This window comes from Streptomyces sp. SUK 48 (assembly GCF_009650765.1).
Taxonomy (GTDB): Bacteria; Actinomycetota; Actinomycetes; order Streptomycetales; family Streptomycetaceae; genus Streptomyces.
Genome location: NZ_CP045740.1, coordinates 6461770 through 6484519 on the forward strand (window position 1 = coordinate 6461770; position 22750 = coordinate 6484519).

Consider the following 22750-nt stretch of genomic DNA (forward strand, 5'->3'; position numbering starts at 1 on the left):
GAATCGAAGGCTCTCCGGGGGATGGGGTTGGAAAGCGAAGACAGCGTGAAACGTTGCCCGCGGTGCGCGCAGTACAGGCCGCGGGCCGCGTTCGCGCGGAACAAGGCGATGCCGGACGGGCTTCAGTGCTACTGCCGAGAATGTGCTTCCAAGTACCATCAGGCCCGCCAACTGGCCAGGGGGAAGAACGTCCGCCCGCGGGTGGAGGCGCCTGAAGAGCACAAGTTCTGCCGTAGCTGCGGAGAAATCAAGCCGCACAGTGAATGGCATCGCAACGCAAGCGCGTCCGACGGCCTCTCGACGAGCTGCAAGGCATGTCGGGCGGTGAAGGGGCGCGCGGACCACCTCAAGCGTCAGTACGGCCTCACCGAAGCCGAGCGGGATGCGATGGTGGCCTCCCAGCGGGGCTTGTGCGTGATCTGCCTGAAGGCTCCGGCCGCACATGTGGATCACTGTCACAAGACGGGTAGGGTCCGTGGCGTACTGTGCTTCAACTGCAATTCGGCCATCGGCAAGTTGGGAGACGATCCCGACGCCGTACGCCGGGCCGCCGCCTATCTGGAAGGAAACTCGTGGAAGCCAATACTCGTGGCACCGGGCGTCTACCAGCTGCCTTCCTGACGCCGGGATCCTCCTCCTTCATGGACTTCCTCGCCGGGCACCAGCCGGAGATGCTCCCCGGGAACCGGCAGCTGCCCCGACGCAGGGGGTGATCGAGGCGCCGCACGGCACCACCATCGTGGCGGTCACCTTCCCCGGTGGCGTGGTGCTCGCCGGTGACCGCCGCGCGACCATGGGCAATGTGATCGCGCAGCGGGACATCGAGAAGGTGTTCCCGGCCGACGAGTACTCCGCGGTCGGCATCGCGGGCACCGCCGGTCTCGCCGTGGAGATGGTGAAGCTCTTCCAGCTGGAGCTGGAGCACTTCGAGAAGGTCGAGGGCGCCCAGCTGTCCCTGGAGGGCAAGGCCAACCGGCTGTCGACGATGATCCGTTCCAACCTCGGCATGGCCATGCAGGGCCTGGCCGTGGTGCCCCTGTTCGCGGGGTACGACGTGGACCGGGACAAGGGCCGGATCTTCTCGTACGACGTGACGGGCGGCCGTTCCGAGGAGCACGCCTTCGCGGCGACGGGTTCGGGCTCGGTCTTCGCCCGGGGCGCGATGAAGAAGCTGTTCCGTGACGACCTGACGGAGGAGCAGGCCACCACGCTGGTGGTGCAGGCCCTCTATGACGCGGCTGACGACGACTCGGCGACCGGTGGTCCCGATGTCGCCCGCCGGATCTACCCGATCATCACCGTGATCACCGAGGACGGTTTCCGCCGGCTCACCGGGGAAGAGGCATCCGAGATCTCCCGTTCGGTGCTCCAGCGGCGCCTGGAGGAGCCGGACGGCCCCAAGGCCGCTCTGCTCTGAGCGCCGCCCGGTTCTTGACGAAATGATCACAGTGACCATGACAGAAAGGGACGGATAACCGGTGTCGACGCCGTTCTATGTCTCACCTCAGCAGGCGATGGCCGACCGGGCGGAGTACGCCCGCAAGGGCATCGCTCGTGGCCGCAGCCTGGTGGTCATGCAGTACGCCGACGGCATCGTGTTCGTCGGCGAGAACCCGTCCCGCGCGCTGCACAAGTTCAGCGAGATCTACGACCGGATCGGCTTCGCGGCGGCCGGTAAGTACAACGAGTACGAGAATCTGCGCATCGGCGGTGTCCGTTACGCCGATCTGCGTGGCTACACGTACGACCGGGACGATGTGACGGCCCGCGGTCTGGCCAATGTGTACGCCCAGACGCTGGGCACCATCTTCTCCTCGGCGGCCGAGAAGCCGTACGAGGTGGAGCTGGTGGTGGCGGAGGTGGGGGAGACCCCGGAGGGCGACCAGATCTACCGGCTGCCGCACGACGGTTCCATCGTGGACGAGCACGGTTCGGTCGCGGTGGGTGGCAACGCGGAGCAGATCAGCAACTTCCTGGACCAGCGGCACCAGGACGGGATGAGTCTGGCCGAGGCGCTGAAGCTGGCCGTGCAGGCGCTGTCGCGGGACACGAACGGCGGTGAGCGGGAGATTCCGGCGGAGCGCCTGGAGGTCGCGGTGCTGGACCGTACGCGGCCGCAGAAGCGGAAGTTCAAGCGGATCGTGGGCCGTCAGCTGGCGCGGCTGCTGGAGGCGGGCGGCGCGGCCGCGGTGTCGGGCGGCTCGGAGGAGTCCGACGACGCGGAGTAGTCCGCCGTCTTCCTGGTTCTCGGGTGCCCCGGCCGTTTCGGCCGGGGCACTTCGCGTTCAGTCCCGGGGGGCCTGCGGGGGCGCGGTGGAGCCGCGTACGACGAGGTGGACGGGGATGTCGTCGCCCTGGGGTTCGTGGCCTTCCAGGACGGCGAGGAGGGCGTGCATGCCGCGTTCGCCGAAGCGTTCGGCGTCGAGGTGGACGGTGGTGAGTTCGGGGTCGAGGGCGGTGGCGAGGGCGAGGTCGTCGAGGCCGGTGACGGAGAGGTCGTCGGGGATGCGCAGGCCGAGGCGGCGGGCGGCCTTGTAGGCGCCGGCGGCGAGTTTGTCGTCGTCGCAGACGATGGCGGTGGGGCGGGGTCCTGGGGTGGTGAGGGCGGTCTCGGTGGCGGTGCGGGCGTCTTCGATGGAGATGGGTGCGCGGGCGGTGCTGAGTTCGGTGCCGGGTGTGCCGGCGAGGCGGGTGGTGAGTGCGCGGGCGCGGGCTTCGAAGGTCCAGGAGGGTACGTCGGCGGCGAGGTGGAGGATGCGGCGGTGGCCGAGGCCGAGGAGGTGGTCGGCGACCTGGCGGATGCCGTCGGCGATGTCGAGGTTGACGGTGGCGGCGCCGGGGCTGGCGGTGGGGTCGCTGTCGAGCATGACGAGGGGGAGGCGGTCGCCGCGGATGGCGGTGAGGGCGTCGGCGGCCATGGAGGAGGCGAGGACGCCGTCGAGGGCGGCCTGGGCGGAGGCGAAGGGGTCGCGGGCCGGGCCGATGCCTTCGGGGGAGGGGTAGAGGACGACGCCGAAGCCGTGCTGGGCGGCGACGCGGGCGGCGCCGGTGTAGACGCCGGCGAAGAATTCGGTGGTGAGGGCGGGGACGACGAGGAGGACGGTGCGGGTGTGGCCGAGGCGGAGGTTGCGGGCGGCGAGGTTGGGCCGGTAGTCGAGGGCGCGGGCGGCCTCGCGGACGCGTTCGGCGGTGGCCTCGGAGACGCGGCCGCGCCATTTGTCGCCGAGGACGAGGGAGACGGCGGCCTGGGAGACGCCGGCCGCGTGGGCCACGTCGCGGCTGGTGGGTCGCGTGCTGCTGCGTGCCACGGGTGGGCCTGCTCCTTCGCCTGGACGCCTGAACAGCGCACATGGTACGTATGAGAGCGGAAGTTATACGTAACACTTGGGGCGTCGAGGCGCCCGGTGCGAGCCACGGGAGGCGCCGCGACATGGCCACGGGTTATCTGGAGATACTCCGGGCGCGGCATGCGCTGCGGCTGCTGACGGGCACGTTGCTGGGCCGGTTGCCCAATGCGACGGCGGCGATCGCCCTGGTGCTGTTCGTGCGGGCGTCGGGCGGTACGTACAGCCTGGCGGGCGCGCTGGCGGCGGTGTACGGCGTCGCGAACGCGGTGGGGCAGCCGGTGCTGGGCCGGCTGGTGGATCTGTACGGGCAGCCGCGGGTGCAGCTGCCCGCGGCGGTGCTGGCGGCGTTGTCGATGACGGTGTTCGCGTTCGCGGGCACCGGTTCGCTGCCGGTGGCGTATGCGGCGGTGGCGGCCTCGGGGCTGTGCGCGCCGCCGCTGGAGGGCGGGCTGCGGGCGTTGTGGCCGTCGGTGCTGCGGGGTGAGGAGCAGGTGCACTCGGCGTACGCGATGGACGCGGTGGCGCAGGAGGTCATGTTCACGGTGGGGCCGCTGCTGGTGACGGTGTGCGCGGCGGTGTGGGACGCGCGGGCGGCGCTGCTGGTGCTGAATGTGCTGGGGGTGCTGGGCGCGTTGTCGGTGGTGGTGTCGGCGCCGTCGCGGGCGTGGCGGTCGGCGCCGCGGGAGGCGCACTGGCTGGGTGCGCTGCGTTCGCCGGGGTTGCTGGTGCTGCTGGGGGCGTTCCTGTTCGTGGGGATGGCGCTGGGTTCGATCACGGTGGCGTCGGTGTCGTACGCGGACGCTCATGGCGGGGACGCGGTGTACGGCTGGTTGATGGCGGGGCTGGGGCTGGGTGCCCTGGTGGGTGGTTCGGTGTACGGGGCGCGGCAGTGGGCGGGGGTGCCGGAGCGGCGACTGCGGGTGCTGGTGGCGCTTCTGGCGGTGTGTTATCTGCCGTTGATGCTGATGCCGGGTGCGGTGGCGATGGTGCTGCTGTCGGTGGTGTCGGGGGTGTTCCTGGCGCCGTGCATCGCGTGTGCGTTCATCCTGGTGGACCGGCACGCGCCGCGGGGGACGGTCACGGAGGCGTTCTCGTGGCTGGTGACGACGTTCACGGTGGGTGCGTCGGTGGGTACGGGCCTCGCGGGGCCGGTGGTCCAGGCCGGTGGCACGGTGTGGGGTTTCGCGGTGCCGGGTGCGGCGGGGGCGGTGTCGTTGCTGGTGTTGCTGGCGACGGGGCGGGTCCTCGCAGCTCCTGTGCGGGGCGCGGTGGTTGCGGCCTCATCGGAAAATGATCCAAATCGTGCTGTCGAACCCCGTTTCAGCTCAACGGATCGGGCGTAATGTTCCCTCATGGACCGCCGCATTTTCGGGCTGGAGAACGAGTACGGCGTCACGTGCACGTTCAGGGGACAGCGCCGCCTGTCGCCTGACGAGGTGGCGCGGTACCTCTTCCGCCGTGTCGTGTCATGGGGCCGCAGCAGCAATGTCTTTCTGCGGAACGGCGCCCGGCTGTATCTCGACGTGGGCTCACATCCGGAATACGCGACACCCGAGTGTGACAATGTGATCGAACTGGTCACCCACGACAAGGCCGGCGAGCGCATTCTCGAGGGACTCCTGGTGGACGCGGAACGACGCCTGCACGAGGAGGGAATCGCGGGCGACGTCTACCTCTTCAAGAACAACACCGATTCGGCGGGGAACTCGTACGGCTGCCATGAGAACTATCTGGTGGCGCGGCACGGCGAGTTCTCCCGGCTCGCGGACATTCTGATCCCGTTCCTGGTCACGCGGCAGTTGCTGTGCGGCGCGGGGAAGGTGCTGCAGACCCCGCGGGGTGCCGTGTACTGCGTGAGTCAGCGGGCCGAGCACATCTGGGAGGGCGTGTCGTCGGCGACGACGCGTTCCCGGCCGATCATCAACACCCGTGACGAGCCGCACGCGGACGCGGAGCGCTACCGCCGGCTGCATGTCATCGTGGGCGACTCGAACATGTCGGAGACGACGATGCTGCTGAAGGTCGGGGCGACCGACCTGGTGCTGCGGATGATCGAGGCGGGCACGGTGATGCGTGATCTGACCCTGGAGAACCCGATCCGGGCGATCCGCGAGGTCAGTCATGACATCACGGGGCGGCGCAAGGTGCGTCTGGCCAGTGGCCGGGAGGCGTCGGCGCTGGAGGTGCAGCGCGAGTACTTCGACAAGGCGGTGGACTTCTGCGACCGCCGCGGGATCCGTACGGGGACGGTCGAGCGGGTCCTGGAGCTGTGGGGCCGGACCCTGGACGCGATCGAGTCGGAGGAGCTGGACCGGATCGAGACCGAGATCGACTGGGTGATGAAGTACAAGCTCATCGAGCGGTACCGGGCCAAGCACAACATGACGATGTCGCATCCGCGGGTCGCGCAGATAGACCTCGCGTATCACGACATCCACCGTCGGCGCGGGTTGTACTACCTGCTGGAGAAGAAGGGTCAGGCGGCGCGCGTCTGCGATGACGTGCGGATCTTCGAGGGCAAGTCGGTTCCGCCGCAGACGACTCGGGCGCGGCTGCGCGGTGACTTCATCCGGCGGGCGCAGGAGCAGCGCCGGGACTTCACGGTGGACTGGGTGCATCTGAAGCTCAACGACCAGGCGCAGCGGACCGTGTTGTGCAAGGACCCGTTCCGTTCGGTGGACGACCGGGTGGAGAAGCTGATCGCCGGAATGTAGCCGTCCGGCTGGTCGTGGTGGGTGTGGCGTCGTGGTGATGGTGTGCCGCGGCGCCACACGCGCGTCGTGCGTTTCGTGTGCGGCGCCCGTGTCGGTCGTAGAGTTGCGCGCACGTCATCCGCAAGACCGACCGATTACGAGGCTCTTCCGTGCGTCGACGTTCGCTTCTTCTCGCCACCGTTCCCGCTGGACTGGTCACGCTCGCCGGGTGTGGCGGCAAGTCCGGTTCGAGTAAGGCCGGTGCGTCTCCGTCGCCCTCGGCGCCGAGTGCGCCGCCGCCCAAGATCGTGGACGGGCCGCTGCCGGCGATCACGGCGGGGACGCGGTTCGGTGAGAAGCCGACCGTGGCGAAGGGCACGGGTGCGCCGTCGAAGAATCTGGCGGTGCGGACGGCGATCCCGGGTACGGGCCGTACGGTCGCGGAGAACGACTTCGTCCAGGCGAACTATCTGGGGCAGATCTGGGACACCGGCAAGGTGTTCGACAATTCGTACGACCGGCATGCGCCGCTGGTGATGCAGTTGGCGCAGGGCAGTCTGATCGACGGCTGGCGGTACGGTCTGGTCGGCAAGAAGACGGGCAGCCGGGTGGAGATCGCGGTGCCGCCGACCTGGGGGTACGGCAAGGCGGGCAATCCGCAGGCGGGGATCAAGGGGACGGACACGCTGGTGTTCGTCGTCGATGTGATCGATTCGTTCAACTCGAAGAGTTCGGCGCGCGGCCGGGCCGTTGCACAGAACGATCCGGCGCTGCCGAAGGTCTCCACGGTCACCGATGGCACGGTTCCGGTGGTGAAGGTGCCGCACACGGACGCGCCGGACAAGCTGGTGTCCGCGTACGTGCTGGAGGGCGACGGTCCGGAGCTGAAGGCGGATCAGACGGTGCTGTGCCAGTTCCAGGGGCTGGTGTGGGACGGCGGCAAGACGTTCCAGCGGACGTACGGTTCGGGGCGGTTGAGCCAGTTCTCGCTGGCGCAGATGCAGGAGACGGTCAAGGGGCTGGCGCAGGGGCTGGTCGGCAAGAAGGTGGGCAGCCGGGTGCTGGTGGTGGTGCCGCCTCAGCTGGGGTACGGCGACACCCCGCCGAGCGGCAGCCCGGTCGGCAAGGGGGCGACGCTGGTGTTCACGGTGGACATCCTGGCCGCGATGTAGGGGGGTGTCCGTGTGGGGTGGTGGGGGAGTGGGGATGAAAGACTGTCCGTGTTTCGTGTCGTACCTACGCAGGAGCTTTTGACGTGAACATCGAGAAGCCCGAGATCGACTTCCCCGAGGGCGAGGCCCCGAAGGACCTTGAGATCAAGGACATCTGGGAGGGCGAGGGGCCGGTCGCGCAGGCGGGTCAGACCGTGACCGTGCATTACGTCGGTGTCGCCTTCAGCACCGGTGAGGAGTTCGACGCCAGCTGGAACCGGAACTCCCCGTTCCGCTTCCCGCTGGGTGGCGGCCGCGTCATCGCGGGCTGGGACCGCGGTGTGCAGGGCATGAAGGTCGGTGGCCGGCGCCAGCTGACCATCCCGGCCCACCTCGCCTACGGCGACCAGAGCCCGACCCCGGCGATCAAGCCGGGCGAGACGCTGATCTTCGTGGTGGACCTGCTCGCGGTCTGAGCCGTACCCGAGCCATCGGCCGTTTCCGACCGGATCCGACCGTCTGGGGCCCATGCCTGTCCGGGCATGGGCCCTCGGCTTTTGTCCCCGCGCCCGGGAGCGGTACGGTCGACGGTCGGAAGCACAAAACAGAAGGCGAAGGGCGTCGATGGCCATTGCCAAGGCCGAGCGGCTGATGAACCTCGCGCTGTGTCTGCTCGGCGCACGGCGGCCGCTCAGCAAGCGCGAGCTGCGCGACTCCATCGAGGCATATGTCGAGGCCGCGAGGCCGGACAAGGGCGCGTCCGCGCGGTCCGAAAAGGGCGGGAGCGGCAGCGACGACTCCTTCAACCGGATGTTCGAGCGCGACAAGGACGATCTGCGCGAGCTGGGCCTGGTGATCGAGACCGTCGAGAACCTCGACGGCGAGGTCGGCTATCTTGCCCGCCGCGACAGCAACCGGCTGCCGCCCATCACGCTGGACGCCGAGGAGGCCGCCGCCCTGGGCCTGGCCGCCAAGGTCTGGCAGCAGGCCCGGCTCGCCGGTGCCGCCAGCGGCGCGCTGCAGAAGCTGCGCGCGGCCGGGCTGCCCGAGGAGGTCGACCCCTACGAGGGGCATGCCGCGCTGGAGCCGCGCATCCCGGTGCACGAGGCCGCCTTCGAGCCGCTGATGCTGGCCTGCCGTGACCGCCGCCCGGTCCTGTTCGACTACCGCAAGGCGTCCGCCGCCCACCCCGAGCCCCGGCATGTCGAGCCGTGGGCGCTGGAGTGCTGGCGCGGCCACTGGTACCTGGCCGGCTTCGACCGGGACCGGGGCGCCGAGCGGGTCTTCCGGCTGTCCCGGATCACCGGCAGGGTCCGCTCGCGCGGTACGGGCTTCACCGCGCCGGTGCCCGACGTGGTCACCGTGCGCGAGACCGTGGCGGGCTGGGCCGGTGAGACGGCCGACCGTTCGGCGCTGATCCGGCTGCGGTCCGGCGCCGGGTACCCGCTGCGGGCGAAGGCCGCGAAGGTGCGGGAGCTCGGGGACGGCTGGGACGAGCTGGAGATTCCGTACGGCCATGGCCTGGACGCCTGGCTGGTGGAGTTCGGGCCGGACGTGGTGGTCGTGGAGCCGGCCGAGCTGCGGGCCGACGTGGTGGACCGGCTGCGTGCCGTGGCCAAGGGCTGAGGGGGAGCAGGACTGTGGCAGGCAAACCGGCCAGGACGGTCAACGCCATCGACCAGACGCGGCGGATGCTCTCCCTGGTGACGTATCTGCGCGAGCGGCCCGGTGCCCGGATCGCGGACGTGGCCCGCGCCTTCGGGATCACCGAGGACGAGCTGGTCGCCGACCTCGATCTGCTGCCGATGTGCGGGACCAGTTTCCGCGGCGGCGATCTGCTGGACATCGACACCGACGGCGAGCGGATCTGGTGGCACAACCCGGCCGCGCTGGGCGAGGAGGCCGCGGAGCCGCTGCGGCTGGCCGCCGACGAGGCCACCGCCCTGCTGGTGGCCGCCCGCGCCGTGGCCACCCTGCCGGGGCTGCGCGAGGGCGACCGGCAGGCGCTGCTGCGGGCCACCGCCAAGGTGGAGACGGCGGCGGGCGAGGCCGCGGGCGCCAGCTCCCGGCTGTCGGTGACCTTCGAGTCGGAGGGCGGTGTCTTCGCGGACGTGGACCGCGCCATCTCCGAGCGCCGCCGGCTGTGGATCCGCTACTACTCCCCGGCCCGCGACGAGGTCACCGAGCGCGAGATCGACCCGATCCGCCTGGTCAGCGTCGGCCACACCTATGTCGAGGCGTGGTGCCGCCGCTCCGAGGCCCGGCGGACCTTCCGGCTCGACCGGGTCGCCGAGATCCGCATCCTGGACGAGCCGTCCGCGCCGCCCGAGGTGGAGCTGCGCGACCTGTCCGAGGCGCTGGTGCAGCCCGCCGCCGAGGACCCCGAGGTGGTCATCGAGGTGGGGCCCGGCGGCCGCTGGGTCGCCGAGTACTACCCGCACGACAGCGCCGAGGAGCTGTCCGACGGCGGGCTGCGCATCACCCTGCGCACCCCCGAGCCGGCCTCCCTGCGCCGGCTGGCGCTGCGCCTGGGCCGTGACGGCCGGATCGTCTCGCCGCCCGAGCTGGCCGACAGCGCCCGCCGCGCGGCCGGCGAGGCGCTGGCGGCGTACGACGTCCCGCCCGGCCCGGCGCCGGACGCCGCGGGGGCGCGCGGATGAGCCGCGGGGCGGCTGGCCCCGCCGGCTCCTTACGGCGTGCCCGCCGTGCCTGCCGTGTGCGGCGCGGGCGGCCGGATGGCGGACGGGCGGCGGACCGGTCTCCTGCCCTGCCGGCGAATCGGCCTGCGGACCGGTCTCCTGGTCTGCCGACGGATCGGCCCGCCGGCCGGTCGGCGGGCCGGCTGATGGATCGGCGGGTGCTTCGGCCGGTGGTCCGGCCGGTGGTCCGGCCGGCGGAAGAGGAGTGACGGCTGTGAACGAATCCGCGGTGTCCGAGGCGGACGGGATGACGGTGGCGACCGCGTTCGCGGGGATGCGGGGCGTGGCCCCCGTGGTGTTCCGGGCCGGCTGCCCGGACTGCCGGGGCCGCTTCGAGCTGTCCGCGAGCGCGCTGCGGCTGGCCATCGGCGCCAGCGACCGGACCACGTTCTACTCCTTCACCTGCCCCGACTGCGGTGCCGCGGTCCGCAAGCCGGCCGGGGAGCGCATCGTGGAGCTGCTCACGGACGGCGGGGTGCGGACCCTGCGGCTCCACTCGGCCGTGTGACCGGCGGCCGCCCCCGGTGCGGCCGGGTAGGGGGCGGCCCGCCGGACGGTCTAGGCTCGGCGTCATGTTCTGGCCGATGCTCGCCGTAGCCATGGGGTTCCTGGGCCTCGCCGTCCTGAGTGTCCTCGCCGTCCGGGTGTTCGTGGAGGCGCGGCGCCTCGGGCGACAGGTCGCGGACTCCGCGCAGCGCATCAACCGGGCCGCCGAGGACCTGGAACGGTCGGCGGTGAGCGTGGGGCGGGCGGTGGACGCCCTGTGATGTCGTCTTGTGATGCGCTTTGGGTCACTTCGCCCTGTCACCTTGCCGCTTCGGCCAGGTACGCTGCTGGTCGCGGCCCGGAGATCGAGGCGCGGTCCGCAGAGCTGGAGTACGCACGGGCGGTGTCCGACGTTCACCCCCGGGCGATACGATCGCTGCCGGCACGATGGTCGGACACCTGTCCGATCGGTCGGACAAGCCGTCGCCCCGCCTCAGTGAGAAGGTGAAGACTTATGTTCCGCAACGCACTTGAGCCGTGGCACCTGGTGCTTCTGGTGCTGGTCATCGTCCTCGTGTTCGGTTCCAAGAAGCTCCCGGACATGGCCCGTTCCCTCGGCAAGTCCGCTCGCATCCTGAAGAGCGAGGCCAAGGCGATGAAGGACGACGGCGGCAAGCAGAACGCCACCTCGGCCCAGCCCGCCGAGGAGCCGACTCCCGCGCAGCGCACGATCCAGGCCGCGCCCGGCGATGTGACCAGCTCCCGCCCGGTCAACGAGCCGACCGACTCCACCCAGCGCTGACGCGAGGACCGGGGGTCCCGGTCCGCTGCACGAGATGAGGATGTGGGTTGCCCAAGTCCGCCCGCACGGAGAGGGACCCCGAGGGGCGCATGCCGCTCGGGGATCACTTGCGTGAGCTGCGCAACCGGCTCACCAAGGGTGTCCTGGCGATCGTCGTCGTCACGATCGTCTCCGCCTTCTTCTACAAGGACATCATCGACTTCATCACCGCGCCGCTGCTGCGTTCGGTGGGCTGTCACCAGTCCTTCGGCGAGCTGTCGAAGGCCAGCAAGGACACCCACTGCGCGCACATCACGATCGGTGACCTGCTGGGCCCCTTCACGCTGGCGCTGAAGGCGTCGCTGACCGCCGGTGTGGTGCTGGCCTCCCCGGTCTGGCTCTACCAGCTGTGGGCGTTCGTCGCGCCCGGCCTGCACCGCAACGAGAAGAAGTACGCGTACGCGTTCGTCGGCTTCGGCGTGCCGCTGTTCCTCGGCGGCGGCTTCCTCGCGTACCACGTGCTGCCCATCACGGCGAAGGTGATGATCGACCTCACCCCGTCCGGGGTGGAGAACCTGCTGTCGCTGGACAAGCTGCTCGACCTGGTCACGCGCATGGTGGTGGTCTTCGGACTCGCCTTCGAGATGCCGCTGCTGCTGGTCATGCTCAACCTGACGGGCATCCTGTCCGGCAAGCGCATGCTCGGCTGGTGGCGGGCCATGGTCGTCGGTATCGCCGCCTTCGCTGCGGTGGCCACGCCCGGCGCGGACCCGATGTCGATGCTGGCGCTGGCGGCGCCGATCTGGGCGCTGTTCTTCGTCGCGGTGGCCTTCTCGCTGCTCAACGACCGGCGCCGGGCCCGCCGCGCGGACGACGGTCTGTCGGACGACGAGGCGTCGGAGCTGGACCTCACGCCCGAGGCGGTCGGCGAGGTGGAGTCCGTGCGCGCGAGCTCCGCCCCCGAGCTGCCGGGCAGGGACCACGTCAACGGCTACGACGATGTGACCTGACCCACACGGCGGACGAGGCGTGTGCCCCCGGACCGGGTTCTCCCGGGCCGGGGGCGTTTCTCTGCTCAGCGCACGTTCGGGATAATGATCGTCCTGTTGTCGGTGGGGCCCGGTACGCTCGAAAGCACGATGACAGAGGATCTCTCCCCGGCCGAGCGGTACGCGGCGGCCCGCCAGCGGGCAGCCGAGCAGGCCACCGCGCTCGCGTCCTTCCGCGAGATGTACGACTTCGGCCTCGACCCCTTCCAGATCGCGGCCTGCCAGGCACTCGAAGCCGGCAAGGGCGTGCTGGTCGCCGCCCCCACCGGTTCGGGCAAGACGATCGTGGGCGAGTTCGCCGTCCACCTCGCCCTGCTCCAGGGCAAGAAGTGCTTCTACACGACACCCATCAAGGCGCTGTCGAACCAGAAGTACGCCGACCTGTGCCGCCGCTACGGCGCAGACAAGGTCGGCCTGCTCACCGGCGACAACAGCGTGAACTCCGAGGCGCCGGTGGTCGTGATGACCACCGAGGTGCTCCGGAACATGCTGTACGCGGGCTCCCAGACCCTGCTGGGCCTCGGCCATGTGGTCATGGACGAGGTGCACTACCTCTCCGACCGCTTCCGCGGCGCCGTCTGGGAGGAGGTGATCATCCACCTGCCGCCCTCCGTGACCCTGGTCTCGCTGTCGGCGACCGTGTCGAACGCGGAGGAGTTCGGCGACTGGCTGGACACCGTCCGCGGCGACACCGAGGTGATCGTCTCCGAGCACCGGCCCGTGCCGCTGTTCCAGCATGTGTTGGCCGGGCGGCGGATGTACGACCTGTTCGAGGAGGGCGAGGGCCACAAGAAGGCCGTCAACCCCGACCTGGCGCGCCTCGCGCGGATGGAGGCGACCCGGCCGTCGTACCAGGACCGCCGCCGGGGGCGCTCCATGCGGGAGGCCGACCGGGAGCGGGAGCGTCGGCAGCGTTCGCGGGCGTGGACGCCGGGCAGGCCCGAGGTCATCGAGCGCCTGGACGCCGAGGGCCTGCTGCCCGCCATCACCTTCATCTTCAGCCGCGCCGGCTGCGAGGCGGCCGTACAGCAGTGCCTGTACGCGGGGCTGCGGCTGAACGACGAGGAGGCGCGGGAGCGGGTCCGGGCCCTGGTCGAGGAGCGCACCGCGCACATCGCCTCGGAGGATCTGCACGTCCTCGGGTACTACGAGTGGCTGGAGGGCCTGGAGCGGGGCATCGCCGCCCATCACGCGGGCATGCTGCCGACCTTCAAGGAGGTCGTGGAGGAGCTGTTCGTGCGCGGCCTGGTCAAGGCCGTGTTCGCGACCGAGACCCTCGCGCTCGGCATCAACATGCCCGCCCGCTCGGTGGTGCTGGAGAAGCTCGTCAAGTGGAACGGCGAGCAGCACGCCGACATCACGCCGGGCGAGTACACCCAGCTGACGGGCCGTGCGGGCCGGCGGGGCATCGATGTCGAGGGCCACGCGGTGGTGCTCTGGCAGCGCGGTATGAGCCCCGAGCACCTGGCCGGTCTCGCGGGCACCCGTACGTATCCGCTGCGCTCCAGCTTCCGGCCCTCGTACAACATGGCGGTCAACCTGGTCGAGCAGTTCGGGCGGCACCGGTCGCGCGAGCTGCTGGAGACGTCGTTCGCGCAGTTCCAGGCGGACCGCTCGGTGGTCGGGATCTCCCGGCAGGTGCAGCGCAACGAGGAGGGGCTGGCCGGCTACCAGGCGTCCATGACCTGCCACCTCGGCGATTTCGAGGAGTACGCTCGGCTGCGGCGTGAGCTGAAGGACCGGGAGACCGAGCTGGCCCGGCAGGGCGCCCACCAGCGGCGGGCCGAGGCCACCGTAGCGCTGGAGAAGCTCAAGCCGGGTGACGTCATCCATGTGCCCACGGGCAAGTACGCGGGGCTCGCCCTGGTGCTGGACCCGGGCCTGCCCGCCGGGCGGTCGAACGGGCATCGCGGCTACGACCACCAGGACGGCCCGCGTCCGCTGGTGCTGACGGCCGAGCGGCAGGTCAAGCGGCTGGCGTCGATGGACTTCCCGGTGCCGGTGGAGCCGCTGGACCGGATGCGGATCCCGAAGACGTTCAACCCGCGCTCGCCGCAGTCGCGCCGGGACCTGGCGTCCGCGCTGCGCTCCAAGGCCGGGCACATCCCGCCGGAGCGGGCCCGCAAGAAGCGCTCGGGGGCCGCCGACGACCGGGAGATCGCCCGGCTGCGCACCGCCCTGCGCGCGCACCCCTGCCACGGGTGCGACGACCGCGAGGACCACGCCCGCTGGGCCGAGCGCTACCACCGGCTGCTGCGCGACACCTCGCAGCTGGAGCGCCGGATCGAGGGCCGGACGAACACCATCGCGCGGACCTTCGACCGGATCGTCGCGCTGCTGACCGAGCTGGACTACCTGCGGGGCAGCGAGGTCACCGAGCACGGCCGGCGGCTCGCCCGGCTCTACGGCGAACTGGACCTGCTGGCCAGCGAATGCCTGCGCGAGGGCGTCTGGGAGGGCCTCGCGCCCGCCGAACTCGCCGCGTGCGTCTCGGCGCTGGTGTACGAGGCGCGGCTCAGCGACGACGCGATGGCGCCCAAGGTGCCCTCCGGCAAGGCGAAGGCCGCGCTGGGCGAGATGGTGCGGATCTGGGGCCGGCTCGACGGTCTGGAGGAGGACTTCCGGATCAGCCAGACCGAGGGCGTGGGCCAGCGCGAGCCCGATCTCGGTTTCGCCTGGGCCGCCTACATGTGGGCGTCGGGCAAGGGCCTGGACGAGGTGCTGCGCGAGGCGGAGATGCCCGCGGGCGACTTCGTGCGCTGGTGCAAGCAGGTGATCGATGTGCTGGGGCAGATCTCCGCGGCGGCGCCCCGCGAGGACTCGACCGTGGCCAAGGCCGCGCGCAAGGCCGTCGACCAGCTGCTGCGGGGCGTGGTGGCCTACTCGTCGGTGGGCTGACGCGACACCTCCGCGCCGACCGGCTCACTCCTCGGAGTGAGCCGGTTTTCGTATACCCGTCCACCTTGACCGAACGTGTTCGAACGGAAGCTCAGCGTGCAAATGGGGTCGAGCGTACTCCTGGTGCCGGGGGGATTTCAGGCGGTCGCTGAATATGACACGGCGATGATCCGGTCGGACTAAGCTCGCCCGCAGCGCACCAACTTGAGGTAATTCGCGCGCTTGTTCCCAAACATGCCGAAGATCCGGTCTGTGCCATGAATCTTCCCCCCGAAAACTCTCCCGACACCCAGCCGATCCGTCCCAGAAGGCATCCATGGTGAGTGTTCCGAAGACGCCCGGTCGCCGGGAACGTCCCTACGCCCGCGTCCTGTTGCCGCCCGCCATAGTGATGGCCGTGGCGAGCGCGGCCGCCGTCGCCCTGGTGCCGGAGCCGGCCCGGGTCGCCGTCGGCCTGTGCGGGGTCCTCGCCGTGCTGCTCGTCCTGGTCACCGGCGGCGAGGCCGCCCGGCGCGGCCGCCTGCTGCGCGAGGAGCGGGACGCGCACGCCCACGACACCGCCTGCCTCCAGGCGCGGCTCGCCGACCACGAGGCGCTGATCCACCGCTTCGCCAAGGACATCCTGCCGTGGGGCTTCGCCCGGCTCTCGCGCGGCGAGATGCTCCGCGACGTCATGGCGAACGTCTACGACGCCGACCCCGACCTGCGGGTCCTGCCCGACGTCTACCGCGAGATGACCCGGGTCGCGCTGCGCGGCGCCGACCACGAGATCACCATGCGGATCGCCACCGAGCGCTCCTTCGTCAGCATCGCCCGCCGCGTCCAGGCCATCGTGCACCAGCAGGCCGTGGAGCTGCGGGAGATGGAGGAGGACCACGGCCGCAACCCCGAGGTCTTCGACGACCTGCTGCGCCTGGACCACGGCAGCTCGCTGATCGGCCGGCTCGCCGACACCATCGGCGTCCTCGGCGGCGGGCGTCCCGGCCGCCAGTGGCCCCTGCCGGTGTCCCTCTACAGCACCCTGCGCGGCGCCATGTCCCGGATCCTGGACTACCACCGCATCCACCTGGCGTCGATCTGCAACATCAACATCAAGGGCACCGCGGTCGAGCCGGTCATCCACGCCGCGGCCGAACTCTTCGACAACGCCACCCGCTACTCGCCGCCCACCACCAAGGTGCACGTCACCGCCGTCGAGGTGCAGACGGGCATCGTCATCGAGATCGAGGACGCCGGGGTCAGCCTCAACGAGGAGTCCCGGATCCGCATCGAGAAGATGATCGAGGACGCCAAGAACGGCGACGACGCGCACAACCTCGGCGACAACCCGCGCCTCGGCCTCGCCGTCGTCGGGCGGCTGTGCAAGCAGTTCGACATGGAGGTCTCGCTGCGCACCTCCGCGTACGGCGGGCTGCGCGCCATCCTCATCGTGCCGCGCGTGATGACCACCACCGAGCCCGGCGTCGGCGTCGCCCACGGCATCGGCGCGACCGGCATCCCGATGCCCGAGCTCGGCGCCGTCGAGGGCCCCAAGCGGCGGCCCAAGAAGCGCCGCCCCACCAGCCCCAAGATCCCCGCCGGGATCTCCATGGAGGACGACGTCCCCGAGGTCACCGAGTGGACGGCGGGCGGGCTGCCGCAGCGCCGCAGCCGGGTGAAGGTCCCGCTGAGCCAGCGCTGGGCCGAGGAGGCCGCCATCGAGCGGGCCGAACGCGAGGGCCGCCCCACCATCTGGTCCCGGACCCGCCAGGAACCCGAGCCCGAGTGCGAGATGGACCCCGAACGCAGGAAGCTCATCGAACGCCCGCCGGGCATGTGGATCGACGACTTCTTCGACGGACTGCGCAAGGGCATGCCCGAGGACGCCACCGCCCCCGAGCTGACCGACTTCACGCTCAACCCCACCAAGTACCTGCACCTGATCGATGACTCGGCCGCCCCCACCGAGGCCGACGACGAGGGGACCGTCCAGTGATCCAGCAGCGAGGCAACTTCGACTGGATGCTCAAGCAGCTCAACGACGGAGTGCCGGGCATCGAGATGATCGTGGTGCTCTCCTCCGACGGGCTGCGCATCGCCCGGTACGGCGGCGATCCCGACGCCGCCGACCGGGTGGCCGCCGCCTGCGCGGGCGTGCAGAGCCTGGCCGGCGCCATCATCCAGGAGATCCCCGGCGCCGGGGAGATGAAGGTCGTCGTCGTGGAGATCGAGGGCGGCTACTTCTATCTGATGAACGCGGGCGCCAACGCCTACCTCGCCGTGCTCGCCGACGTCACCTGCGAACCCGGCCGGATGAGCGGCATGATGCGCGACCTCGTCGTGCGGATCGGCGCCCACCTCACCAGTCCGCCCCGGCGGGACGGGCAGACCGTATGACCCCTCCACGACGACAACGGCGCCGCCCGAACCCGCCGACCCCGCCACCCTCCCCGTCCTCGCCGCGGTTACGGCCGCCTCCGTACGCCGATACGGCGGACGGCCGTGTCCCGCACGGCCCGGCGGACGGCCGCACCCCGTACGTTGTGGCGGTCGGCCGGTCCCCGCACGGCGCCCCGGAGGGACCGCAGGCGCACGGCACCCCGGACGGCCAGCCCCCGCCCCGCAACCCGGAGCGGCTCTACGCCGTCACCGGCACCGCCGACGGCGGGCGCGCCGAACTCGACCTGGTGACCCTGATCGTGGCCCGCCGGACCCCGCCGCCCGGCGCCTCGCCGGAGCACACGGCGGTGCTCGACCTGTGCGCCGCCCCGCTGTCCCTGGCCGAGCTGTCGGCGTATCTCACCCTGCCGTTCAGCGCGATGACCGTACTGATCACGGAGATGATCACGGCCGAACTGGTGCAGGCGCGCGCGCCGGCCACCCGCCGCACGGCCCCCGACCGTTCCCTCCTCGAAGCGGTGATGCATGGACTTCAAAAGCTCTGACACGATCCCCGGACCGCGCGCAGCGGACCAGTTGCCGCACACGGCCCAGGCCGCGGTGAAGATCGTGATCGTGGGCGGCTTCGGCGTCGGCAAGACCACCATGGTCGGCTCCGTCAGCGAGATCAAACCGCTGACCACCGAGGAGACCATGACCCAGGCCGGCATCGGGATCGACGACGACTACGGCTCCGAGTCCAAGACCGCCACCACCGTCGCCATGGACTTCGGCCGGATCAGCATCACCGACAAACTGGTGCTCTACCTCTTCGGCACCCCGGGCCAGGAGCGCTTCTGGTTCCTGTGGAACGGCCTGTTCGAGGGCGCGCTCGGTGCCGTCGTGCTCGTCGACACCCGGCGCCTGGAGGTCAGCTTCGACGTCATGGGCCGCCTGGAGGAACGCGGCGTGCCCTTCGTGGTCGCCGTCAACTCCTTCCCGGACGCGCCCCGTTACCCCGTCGAGGAACTGCGCACCGCGCTCGACCTGACTCCCGAGATCCCGATCGTCGAATGCGATGTGCGCCGCCGCGCCTCCAGCAAGGACGTGCTGCTCACCCTGATGCGGTTCCTGCACTCGCTCGCCCTCTCCGGCGCCCTCACCTGACTCACCCGCACTCCTTATTTCCGTTCCGGAGCGATCACTGTGACGCCTGAACACCAGCCTCCGACCGCCACCTTTGCCACCGGCACCCCCGACCCCCTGCCGGGGCCGCCGCCCGGCTGCCCCGCGCACGGCCTCGGCCCCGGGGGACTGCACCGGCTCTACGGCGCGGGCGCGGAGGATCTGGACGACCTCTACGAACGGCTGCGCGAACAGTACGGTCCGGTCGCCCCCGTGCTGCTGCACGACGACGTACCGATGTGGGTGGTGCTCGGGCACGCCGAGAACCTCCAGGTGGTGCGCAGCCCCTCGCAGTACACCCGCGACAGCCGGATCTGGGCCCCGCTGCTGGACGGCCGGGTCAAGCAGGACCACCCGCTGATGCCGCACATCGCCTGGCAGCCCATCTGCTCGCACGCCGAGGGCGACGAACATCTGCGGCTGCGCAACGCGGTCACCTCCGCCATGGCCACCATCGACCACCGCAGCGTCCGCCGGCACATCGGCGGCCACACCCAGCACCTGGTCAACGGGTTCTGCGAGCGCGGCCGCGCCGACCTGGTCGCCCAGTTCGCCGAGCATCTGCCGATGGCGGTGCTGTGCGAGATCCTCGGCATGCCCGAGGAGTACAACGACCGGATGGTGCAGGCCGCCCGGGACGCCCTCAAGGGCACCGAGACCGCCATCCAGAGCCACGACTACGTCATGGACGCGCTGAACCGGCTCACCCAGCGCCGCCGCGCCCGGCCCGAGGACGACTTCACCAGCCACCTCGTCCTGCACGAGGCCGGGCTCAGCGACGACGAGGTCCGCGAACACCTGCGGCTCGTGCTGTTCGCCGCCTACGAGGCCACCGCCAACCTGCTCGCCAACGCGCTGCGCATGGTCCTGACCGAGCCCGGCTTCCGGGCCCGGCTCAGCGGCGGGCAGATGACCGTGCCGGAGGCGATCGAGCAGTCCCTGTGGGACGAGCCGCCCTTCAGCACCGTCCTCGGCTACTACGCCAAGCAGGACACCGAGCTGGGCGGGCAGCGCATCACCAAGGGCGACGGAATCCTGTTCGCGCCCGCGCCGGGCAACATCGACCCGCGGGTACGGCCCGACCTGGCCGCGAGCATGCAGGGCAACCGCTCCCACCTCGCCTTCGGCGGCGGTCCGCACGAGTGCCCGGGGCAGGACATCGGGCGCGCCATCGCCGACGTCGGCGTCGACGCCCTGCTGACCCGGCTGCCGGACGTCCAGCTGGCCTGCGCCGAGGACGATCTGCGCTGGCGCTCCGCCATCGCCTCCCGGCACCTGGTGTCGCTGCCGGTCCGGTTCGAACCCAAGCCGCAGCAGGACACCGACATGCCGCCCCGCGCCTACGGGGACCCCGGCCTGCCCGCCGATCTGCGGCTGCCCGTCCAGCGCCGGGAGTCCCAGGGCGCGGCGCTCCCCGCGGCCGTACCGCCGCCCCGGCCCGCACCCCGGCCGCCGGTCCCGGCCACCGCCCCGGCGCGGGGCCCCTGGCAGCGGCTGCTGCGCTGGTGGCGCGGCGAGTGAGGGGGCCGGGTCAGTCCGCCGCCCACTCGGGGTAGGAGGACCAGGCCAGCAGGGTGCGGCCGCTGGTGAAGACGTGCGCGGCGCCGGTGACCGGATCGGTGAACTCCAGCCTCCGTGCGAGCAGTTGCAGGGGGCGGCGGAAGTCACCGGCCGGCACCGGCGGGAGCACCTCCGGGTAGAGCGGGTCGCCGAGGATGGGCACGCCGAGCGCGTTCAGATGCACCCGCAGCTGGTGGGTCTGCCCGGTGCGCGGGCGCAGCCGGTAGCGGCCGAGCCCGCCCCGCTTCTCCGCCAGCTCCACCAGGGTCTCGGCGTTGGGCTCGCCCGTCACCTCCCGGGCGGCCTGCACCCCGCGCTCCTTCAGGATCCGGCTGCGCACGGTCCGGGGCAGGGCGAGCGCCGCGTCGTACGGCGCGATGGCCTCGTACTCCTTGGCGACCCGGCGTGCGCCGAACAGCGTCTGGTACGCGCCGCGTTCCCCGGGCCGCACGGTGAACAGCACCAGGCCGGCGGTGAGCCGGTCGAGGCGGTGGGCGGCCGAGAGCGCCGGGATGCCCAGGTCGTGGCGGAGCCGGGCGAGCGCGGTCTGGGTGACATGGCTGCCGCGCGGGGTGGTGGCCAGGAAGTGCGGCTTGTCGGCCACGACGATGTGCTCGTCCCGGTACACCACCGGCAGCGGGAACGGCACGGGCACCTCGGCGGGCAGCTCCCGGTAGAACCATACGAACATCCCCGGCCGGTACGGCGCGTCCGCCGGTACCGGCCGCCCGTCGGCGCCCACGATCCGCCCGGCGGCGAACATCGCCTCGATCACCCCGGGCCCGGCACCGGAGAGCCGCTCCACCAGGTGCTCGCCGACGGTGGCCCACGCGCCGCCCGCGGGCAGCCGCACCCGCACGGGGTCGACCCCGTCGCGCTGGGGGAGTGGGGCGGGCGGGGGCGGCGTACGGCGTCTCACCTGGTCAAGGGTACGAGGGGAGGGCTGACGGGTGCAGTATGTCGGTCATGCCCCTTCTCACCACTCCGGTGCTGACCGCCGGCGCCCTCGCCCGTACCGACCAGCCCGTCATCCCGACCGGTGACGGCCTGGTGCTGCGCCCCTGGCGGGAGCGGGACGCGCCCGCCGTGTACGCCGCCTTCCAGGACCCGCTGATGCACCGCTTCCACGGCAGGTCCTGCGCGTCCGAGGCGGAGGCCGCCGGGTGGATCGCGCAGTGGCGGCGGGCGTGGGCCGGGGAGCGGGAGCCGCAGTGGGCGGTCGTGGCGGAGGGCACCGGGCGGCTGCTGGGCCGGGTCGCGCTGCGGCAGATCGAGCTGGCCGACGGCTCGGCCGAACTCGCCTACTGGACCGTGGCGGACGCCCGGGGCCGCGACGTGGCGACCCGGTCGGCCGGTGCGCTGACCCGCTGGGCGTTCGAGGAGATCGGCTTCCACCGGCTGGAGTTGATGCACTCCACCGCCAACGAGGCGTCCTGCCGGGTCGCCGCCAAGGCCGGGTTCGCCCCCGAGGGCACCCGGCGCAAGGCGTATCTGCACCTCGACGGCTGGCACGACATGCATCTGCACGCCCGGGTGCGCGGGGACTGAACTCGTGAGGGCGCCCGGGGGACGCCGACCGCCCGGCCGATGTGAGGATGGGGCGCATGCCTGCCTATGACCTCGCGGACCGGCTCGTCGTCGGTGTCGCCTCCAGCGCTCTGTTCGATCTGCGCGAGTCCGACGCGGTGTTCAGGGAGCAGGGCGAGGAGGCGTACCGGGCCTACCAGGAGGAGAACCGGGACGCGACGCTGCGTCCCGGGGTGGCGTTCGCGTTCATCCGCAGGCTGCTCTCGCTCAACGACCTCGGGGAGCCGGGCGATCCGCTGGTCGAGGTCATCATCCTGTCCCGCAACGACCCCGACACCGGGCTGCGGGTCATGCGCTCCATACAGGCCCATGAACTGGCCATCAGCCGGGCCGTGTTCATGCAGGGCCGGTCCCCGTACAAGTTCATGCCGGCGCTGAACATGTCGCTGTTCCTGTCGGCGAACGGCGACGACGTGCGGGAGGCCGTCGCGGCGGGGCTGCCCGCGGGGCATGTGCGGGGGCGGCGTACCCGGACGACGCGGCGGACCGGGAGCTGCGGATCGCGTTCGACTTCGACGGGGTGCTCGCCACCGACGCGGCCGAACAGGTCTACCAGTCCGAGGGGCTGGAGGGATTTCGCGCGCACGAGCTGCGCAACGCGGCGACTCCGCACGACGCGGGGCCGCTGCGGGACTTCCTCGCCGGGGTGAACCGGATCCAGAACCGGGAGGAGGAACGGCGCAGGACGGACCCGGACTACGCGGTGCGGGTCCATGTCTCCATCGTGACCGCGCGCAACGCCCCGGCGCACGAGCGGGCCGTGAACAGCCTCAAGCAGTGGGGCGTGCGGGTCAACGACGCGTTTTTCCTCGGCGGCATAGACAAGGGCGCCGTGATGAAGGTGCTGGACCCGCACATCTTCTTCGACGACCAGGTGACACACCTGGAGAGCACGGCACGCACGACCCCGAGCGTGCATGTGCCGTTCGGCGAGATCAACGCACGCTGAGAGCCGG

Annotated in this window: 21 protein-coding genes and 2 pseudogenes; 21 read left to right on the forward strand and 2 right to left on the reverse strand. The window is 71.3% G+C overall.

What is annotated here, in order from left to right:
* Positions 1-21 precede the first annotated feature (21 nt).
* From GHR20_RS28630 to prcA, 3 genes and pseudogenes are all read left to right on the forward strand, one after another.
* Positions 22-621: an endonuclease VII domain-containing protein gene (locus tag GHR20_RS28630; protein WP_194859015.1), complete on the forward strand. Its 600-nt coding sequence runs from the start codon at positions 22-24 to the stop codon at positions 619-621.
* A pseudogene (gene prcB / locus GHR20_RS28635) lies at positions 573-1417 on the forward strand (proteasome subunit beta). Before GHR20_RS28630 ends, prcB begins: the two are co-directional and overlap by 49 nt.
* A gap of 61 nt (positions 1418-1478) precedes the next feature.
* Positions 1479-2228 (forward strand): proteasome subunit alpha, encoded by a 750-nt coding sequence (gene prcA, locus GHR20_RS28640; protein WP_153814800.1) that lies wholly within the window; start codon positions 1479-1481, stop codon positions 2226-2228.
* Between the two features lie 57 nt (positions 2229-2285).
* On the opposite strand, the gene GHR20_RS28645 is transcribed toward prcA, so the two are convergent.
* Positions 2286-3308, reverse strand: coding sequence for a LacI family DNA-binding transcriptional regulator (locus GHR20_RS28645; RefSeq protein WP_153814801.1), 1023 nt, complete (start codon positions 3306-3308; stop codon positions 2286-2288).
* Between the two features lie 122 nt (positions 3309-3430).
* Between GHR20_RS28645 and GHR20_RS28650 the strand changes: the two genes are divergently transcribed.
* From GHR20_RS28650 to GHR20_RS28725, 16 genes are all read left to right on the forward strand, one after another.
* Positions 3431-4690, forward strand: coding sequence for an MFS transporter (locus tag GHR20_RS28650; RefSeq protein WP_111585209.1), 1260 nt, complete (start codon positions 3431-3433; stop codon positions 4688-4690).
* A gap of 9 nt (positions 4691-4699) precedes the next feature.
* A complete protein-coding gene (gene pafA, locus GHR20_RS28655) occupies positions 4700-6061 on the forward strand; it encodes a Pup--protein ligase (protein ID WP_111585210.1) in 1362 nt (453 codons plus the stop codon).
* A 149-nt stretch (positions 6062-6210) separates the two neighbouring features.
* Complete coding sequence (locus tag GHR20_RS28660; RefSeq protein ID WP_111585211.1) at positions 6211-7212, forward strand: FKBP-type peptidyl-prolyl cis-trans isomerase; 1002 nt, start codon at positions 6211-6213, stop codon at positions 7210-7212.
* An 83-nt stretch (positions 7213-7295) separates the two neighbouring features.
* Positions 7296-7667, forward strand: a complete 372-nt coding sequence (locus tag GHR20_RS28665) for an FKBP-type peptidyl-prolyl cis-trans isomerase (RefSeq protein ID WP_111585212.1) — start codon at positions 7296-7298, stop codon at positions 7665-7667.
* A gap of 148 nt (positions 7668-7815) precedes the next feature.
* Positions 7816-8817: a WYL domain-containing protein gene (locus GHR20_RS28670; RefSeq protein ID WP_111585213.1), complete on the forward strand. Its 1002-nt coding sequence runs from the start codon at positions 7816-7818 to the stop codon at positions 8815-8817.
* A gap of 14 nt (positions 8818-8831) precedes the next feature.
* Positions 8832-9851: a WYL domain-containing protein gene (locus GHR20_RS28675; RefSeq protein WP_111585214.1), complete on the forward strand. Its 1020-nt coding sequence runs from the start codon at positions 8832-8834 to the stop codon at positions 9849-9851.
* A 253-nt stretch (positions 9852-10104) separates the two neighbouring features.
* Positions 10105-10398 (forward strand): hypothetical protein, encoded by a 294-nt coding sequence (locus GHR20_RS28680; RefSeq protein ID WP_181516500.1) that lies wholly within the window; start codon positions 10105-10107, stop codon positions 10396-10398.
* A gap of 64 nt (positions 10399-10462) precedes the next feature.
* Positions 10463-10657, forward strand: coding sequence for a hypothetical protein (locus tag GHR20_RS28685; protein WP_111585215.1), 195 nt, complete (start codon positions 10463-10465; stop codon positions 10655-10657).
* Between the two features lie 233 nt (positions 10658-10890).
* Positions 10891-11178 carry a Sec-independent protein translocase subunit TatA gene (tatA, locus tag GHR20_RS28690; RefSeq protein WP_111585216.1) on the forward strand — a complete coding sequence of 96 codons (288 nt, stop codon included), beginning with the start codon at positions 10891-10893 and terminating at the stop codon, positions 11176-11178.
* Positions 11179-11225: 47 nt separating this feature from the next.
* Positions 11226-12167: a twin-arginine translocase subunit TatC gene (gene tatC / locus GHR20_RS28695; RefSeq protein ID WP_181516501.1), complete on the forward strand. Its 942-nt coding sequence runs from the start codon at positions 11226-11228 to the stop codon at positions 12165-12167.
* An 84-nt stretch (positions 12168-12251) separates the two neighbouring features.
* Positions 12252-15104, forward strand: coding sequence for a DEAD/DEAH box helicase (locus GHR20_RS28700; protein ID WP_148027590.1), 2853 nt, complete (start codon positions 12252-12254; stop codon positions 15102-15104).
* Between the two features lie 316 nt (positions 15105-15420).
* A complete protein-coding gene (locus tag GHR20_RS28705; protein WP_237520028.1) occupies positions 15421-17079 on the forward strand; it encodes an ATP-binding protein in 1659 nt (552 codons plus the stop codon).
* Entirely contained in the window at positions 17076-17480 is a 405-nt protein-coding gene (locus tag GHR20_RS28710) for a roadblock/LC7 domain-containing protein (RefSeq protein WP_037651243.1), read from the forward strand. The genes GHR20_RS28705 and GHR20_RS28710 overlap by 4 nt, the downstream gene beginning before the upstream one ends.
* A gap of 146 nt (positions 17481-17626) precedes the next feature.
* On the forward strand, positions 17627-18028 hold the full coding sequence (locus tag GHR20_RS28715; RefSeq protein WP_243878146.1) for a DUF742 domain-containing protein: 402 nt from the start codon (positions 17627-17629) through the stop codon (positions 18026-18028).
* A complete protein-coding gene (locus tag GHR20_RS28720) occupies positions 18009-18629 on the forward strand; it encodes an ATP/GTP-binding protein (protein ID WP_111585221.1) in 621 nt (206 codons plus the stop codon). The genes GHR20_RS28715 and GHR20_RS28720 overlap by 20 nt, the downstream gene beginning before the upstream one ends.
* A 39-nt stretch (positions 18630-18668) precedes the next feature.
* Positions 18669-20168 carry a cytochrome P450 gene (locus GHR20_RS28725; protein WP_153814803.1) on the forward strand — a complete coding sequence of 500 codons (1500 nt, stop codon included), beginning with the start codon at positions 18669-18671 and terminating at the stop codon, positions 20166-20168.
* 10 nt (positions 20169-20178) lie between these two features.
* On the opposite strand, the gene GHR20_RS28730 is transcribed toward GHR20_RS28725, so the two are convergent.
* Positions 20179-21126, reverse strand: coding sequence for an RluA family pseudouridine synthase (locus GHR20_RS28730; RefSeq protein WP_153814804.1), 948 nt, complete (start codon positions 21124-21126; stop codon positions 20179-20181).
* A 47-nt stretch (positions 21127-21173) separates the two neighbouring features.
* Here GHR20_RS28730 and GHR20_RS28735 point away from each other — a divergent pair, with 47 nt between their 5' ends.
* Positions 21174-21755, forward strand: a complete 582-nt coding sequence (locus GHR20_RS28735; RefSeq protein ID WP_153814805.1) for a GNAT family N-acetyltransferase — start codon at positions 21174-21176, stop codon at positions 21753-21755.
* Positions 21756-21811: 56 nt separating this feature from the next.
* Positions 21812-22743: pseudogene (locus GHR20_RS28740) on the forward strand (5'-nucleotidase).
* Positions 22744-22750: the final 7 nt, after the last annotated feature.

Bases quoted from the DNA above. Each gene is read 5' to 3' on its own strand.
- GHR20_RS28720 (WP_111585221.1), top strand. From the start codon at position 18,009: ATGGACTTCAAAAGCTCTGACACGATCCCCGGACCGCGCGCAGCGGAC.
- GHR20_RS28700 (WP_148027590.1), top strand. From the start codon at position 12,252: ATGATCGTCCTGTTGTCGGTGGGGCCCGGTACGCTCGAAAGCACGATG.
- GHR20_RS28630 (WP_194859015.1), top strand. From the start codon at position 22: ATGGGGTTGGAAAGCGAAGACAGCGTGAAACGTTGCCCGCGGTGCGCG.
- GHR20_RS28735 (WP_153814805.1), top strand. From the start codon at position 21,174: ATGCCCCTTCTCACCACTCCGGTGCTGACCGCCGGCGCCCTCGCCCGT.
- GHR20_RS28685 (WP_111585215.1), top strand. From the start codon at position 10,463: ATGTTCTGGCCGATGCTCGCCGTAGCCATGGGGTTCCTGGGCCTCGCC.
- pafA (WP_111585210.1), top strand. From the start codon at position 4,700: ATGGACCGCCGCATTTTCGGGCTGGAGAACGAGTACGGCGTCACGTGC.
- GHR20_RS28670 (WP_111585213.1), top strand. From the start codon at position 7,816: ATGGCCATTGCCAAGGCCGAGCGGCTGATGAACCTCGCGCTGTGTCTG.
- tatA (WP_111585216.1), top strand. From the start codon at position 10,891: ATGTTCCGCAACGCACTTGAGCCGTGGCACCTGGTGCTTCTGGTGCTG.
- GHR20_RS28705 (WP_237520028.1), top strand. From the start codon at position 15,421: ATGGTGAGTGTTCCGAAGACGCCCGGTCGCCGGGAACGTCCCTACGCC.
- GHR20_RS28650 (WP_111585209.1), top strand. From the start codon at position 3,431: ATGGCCACGGGTTATCTGGAGATACTCCGGGCGCGGCATGCGCTGCGG.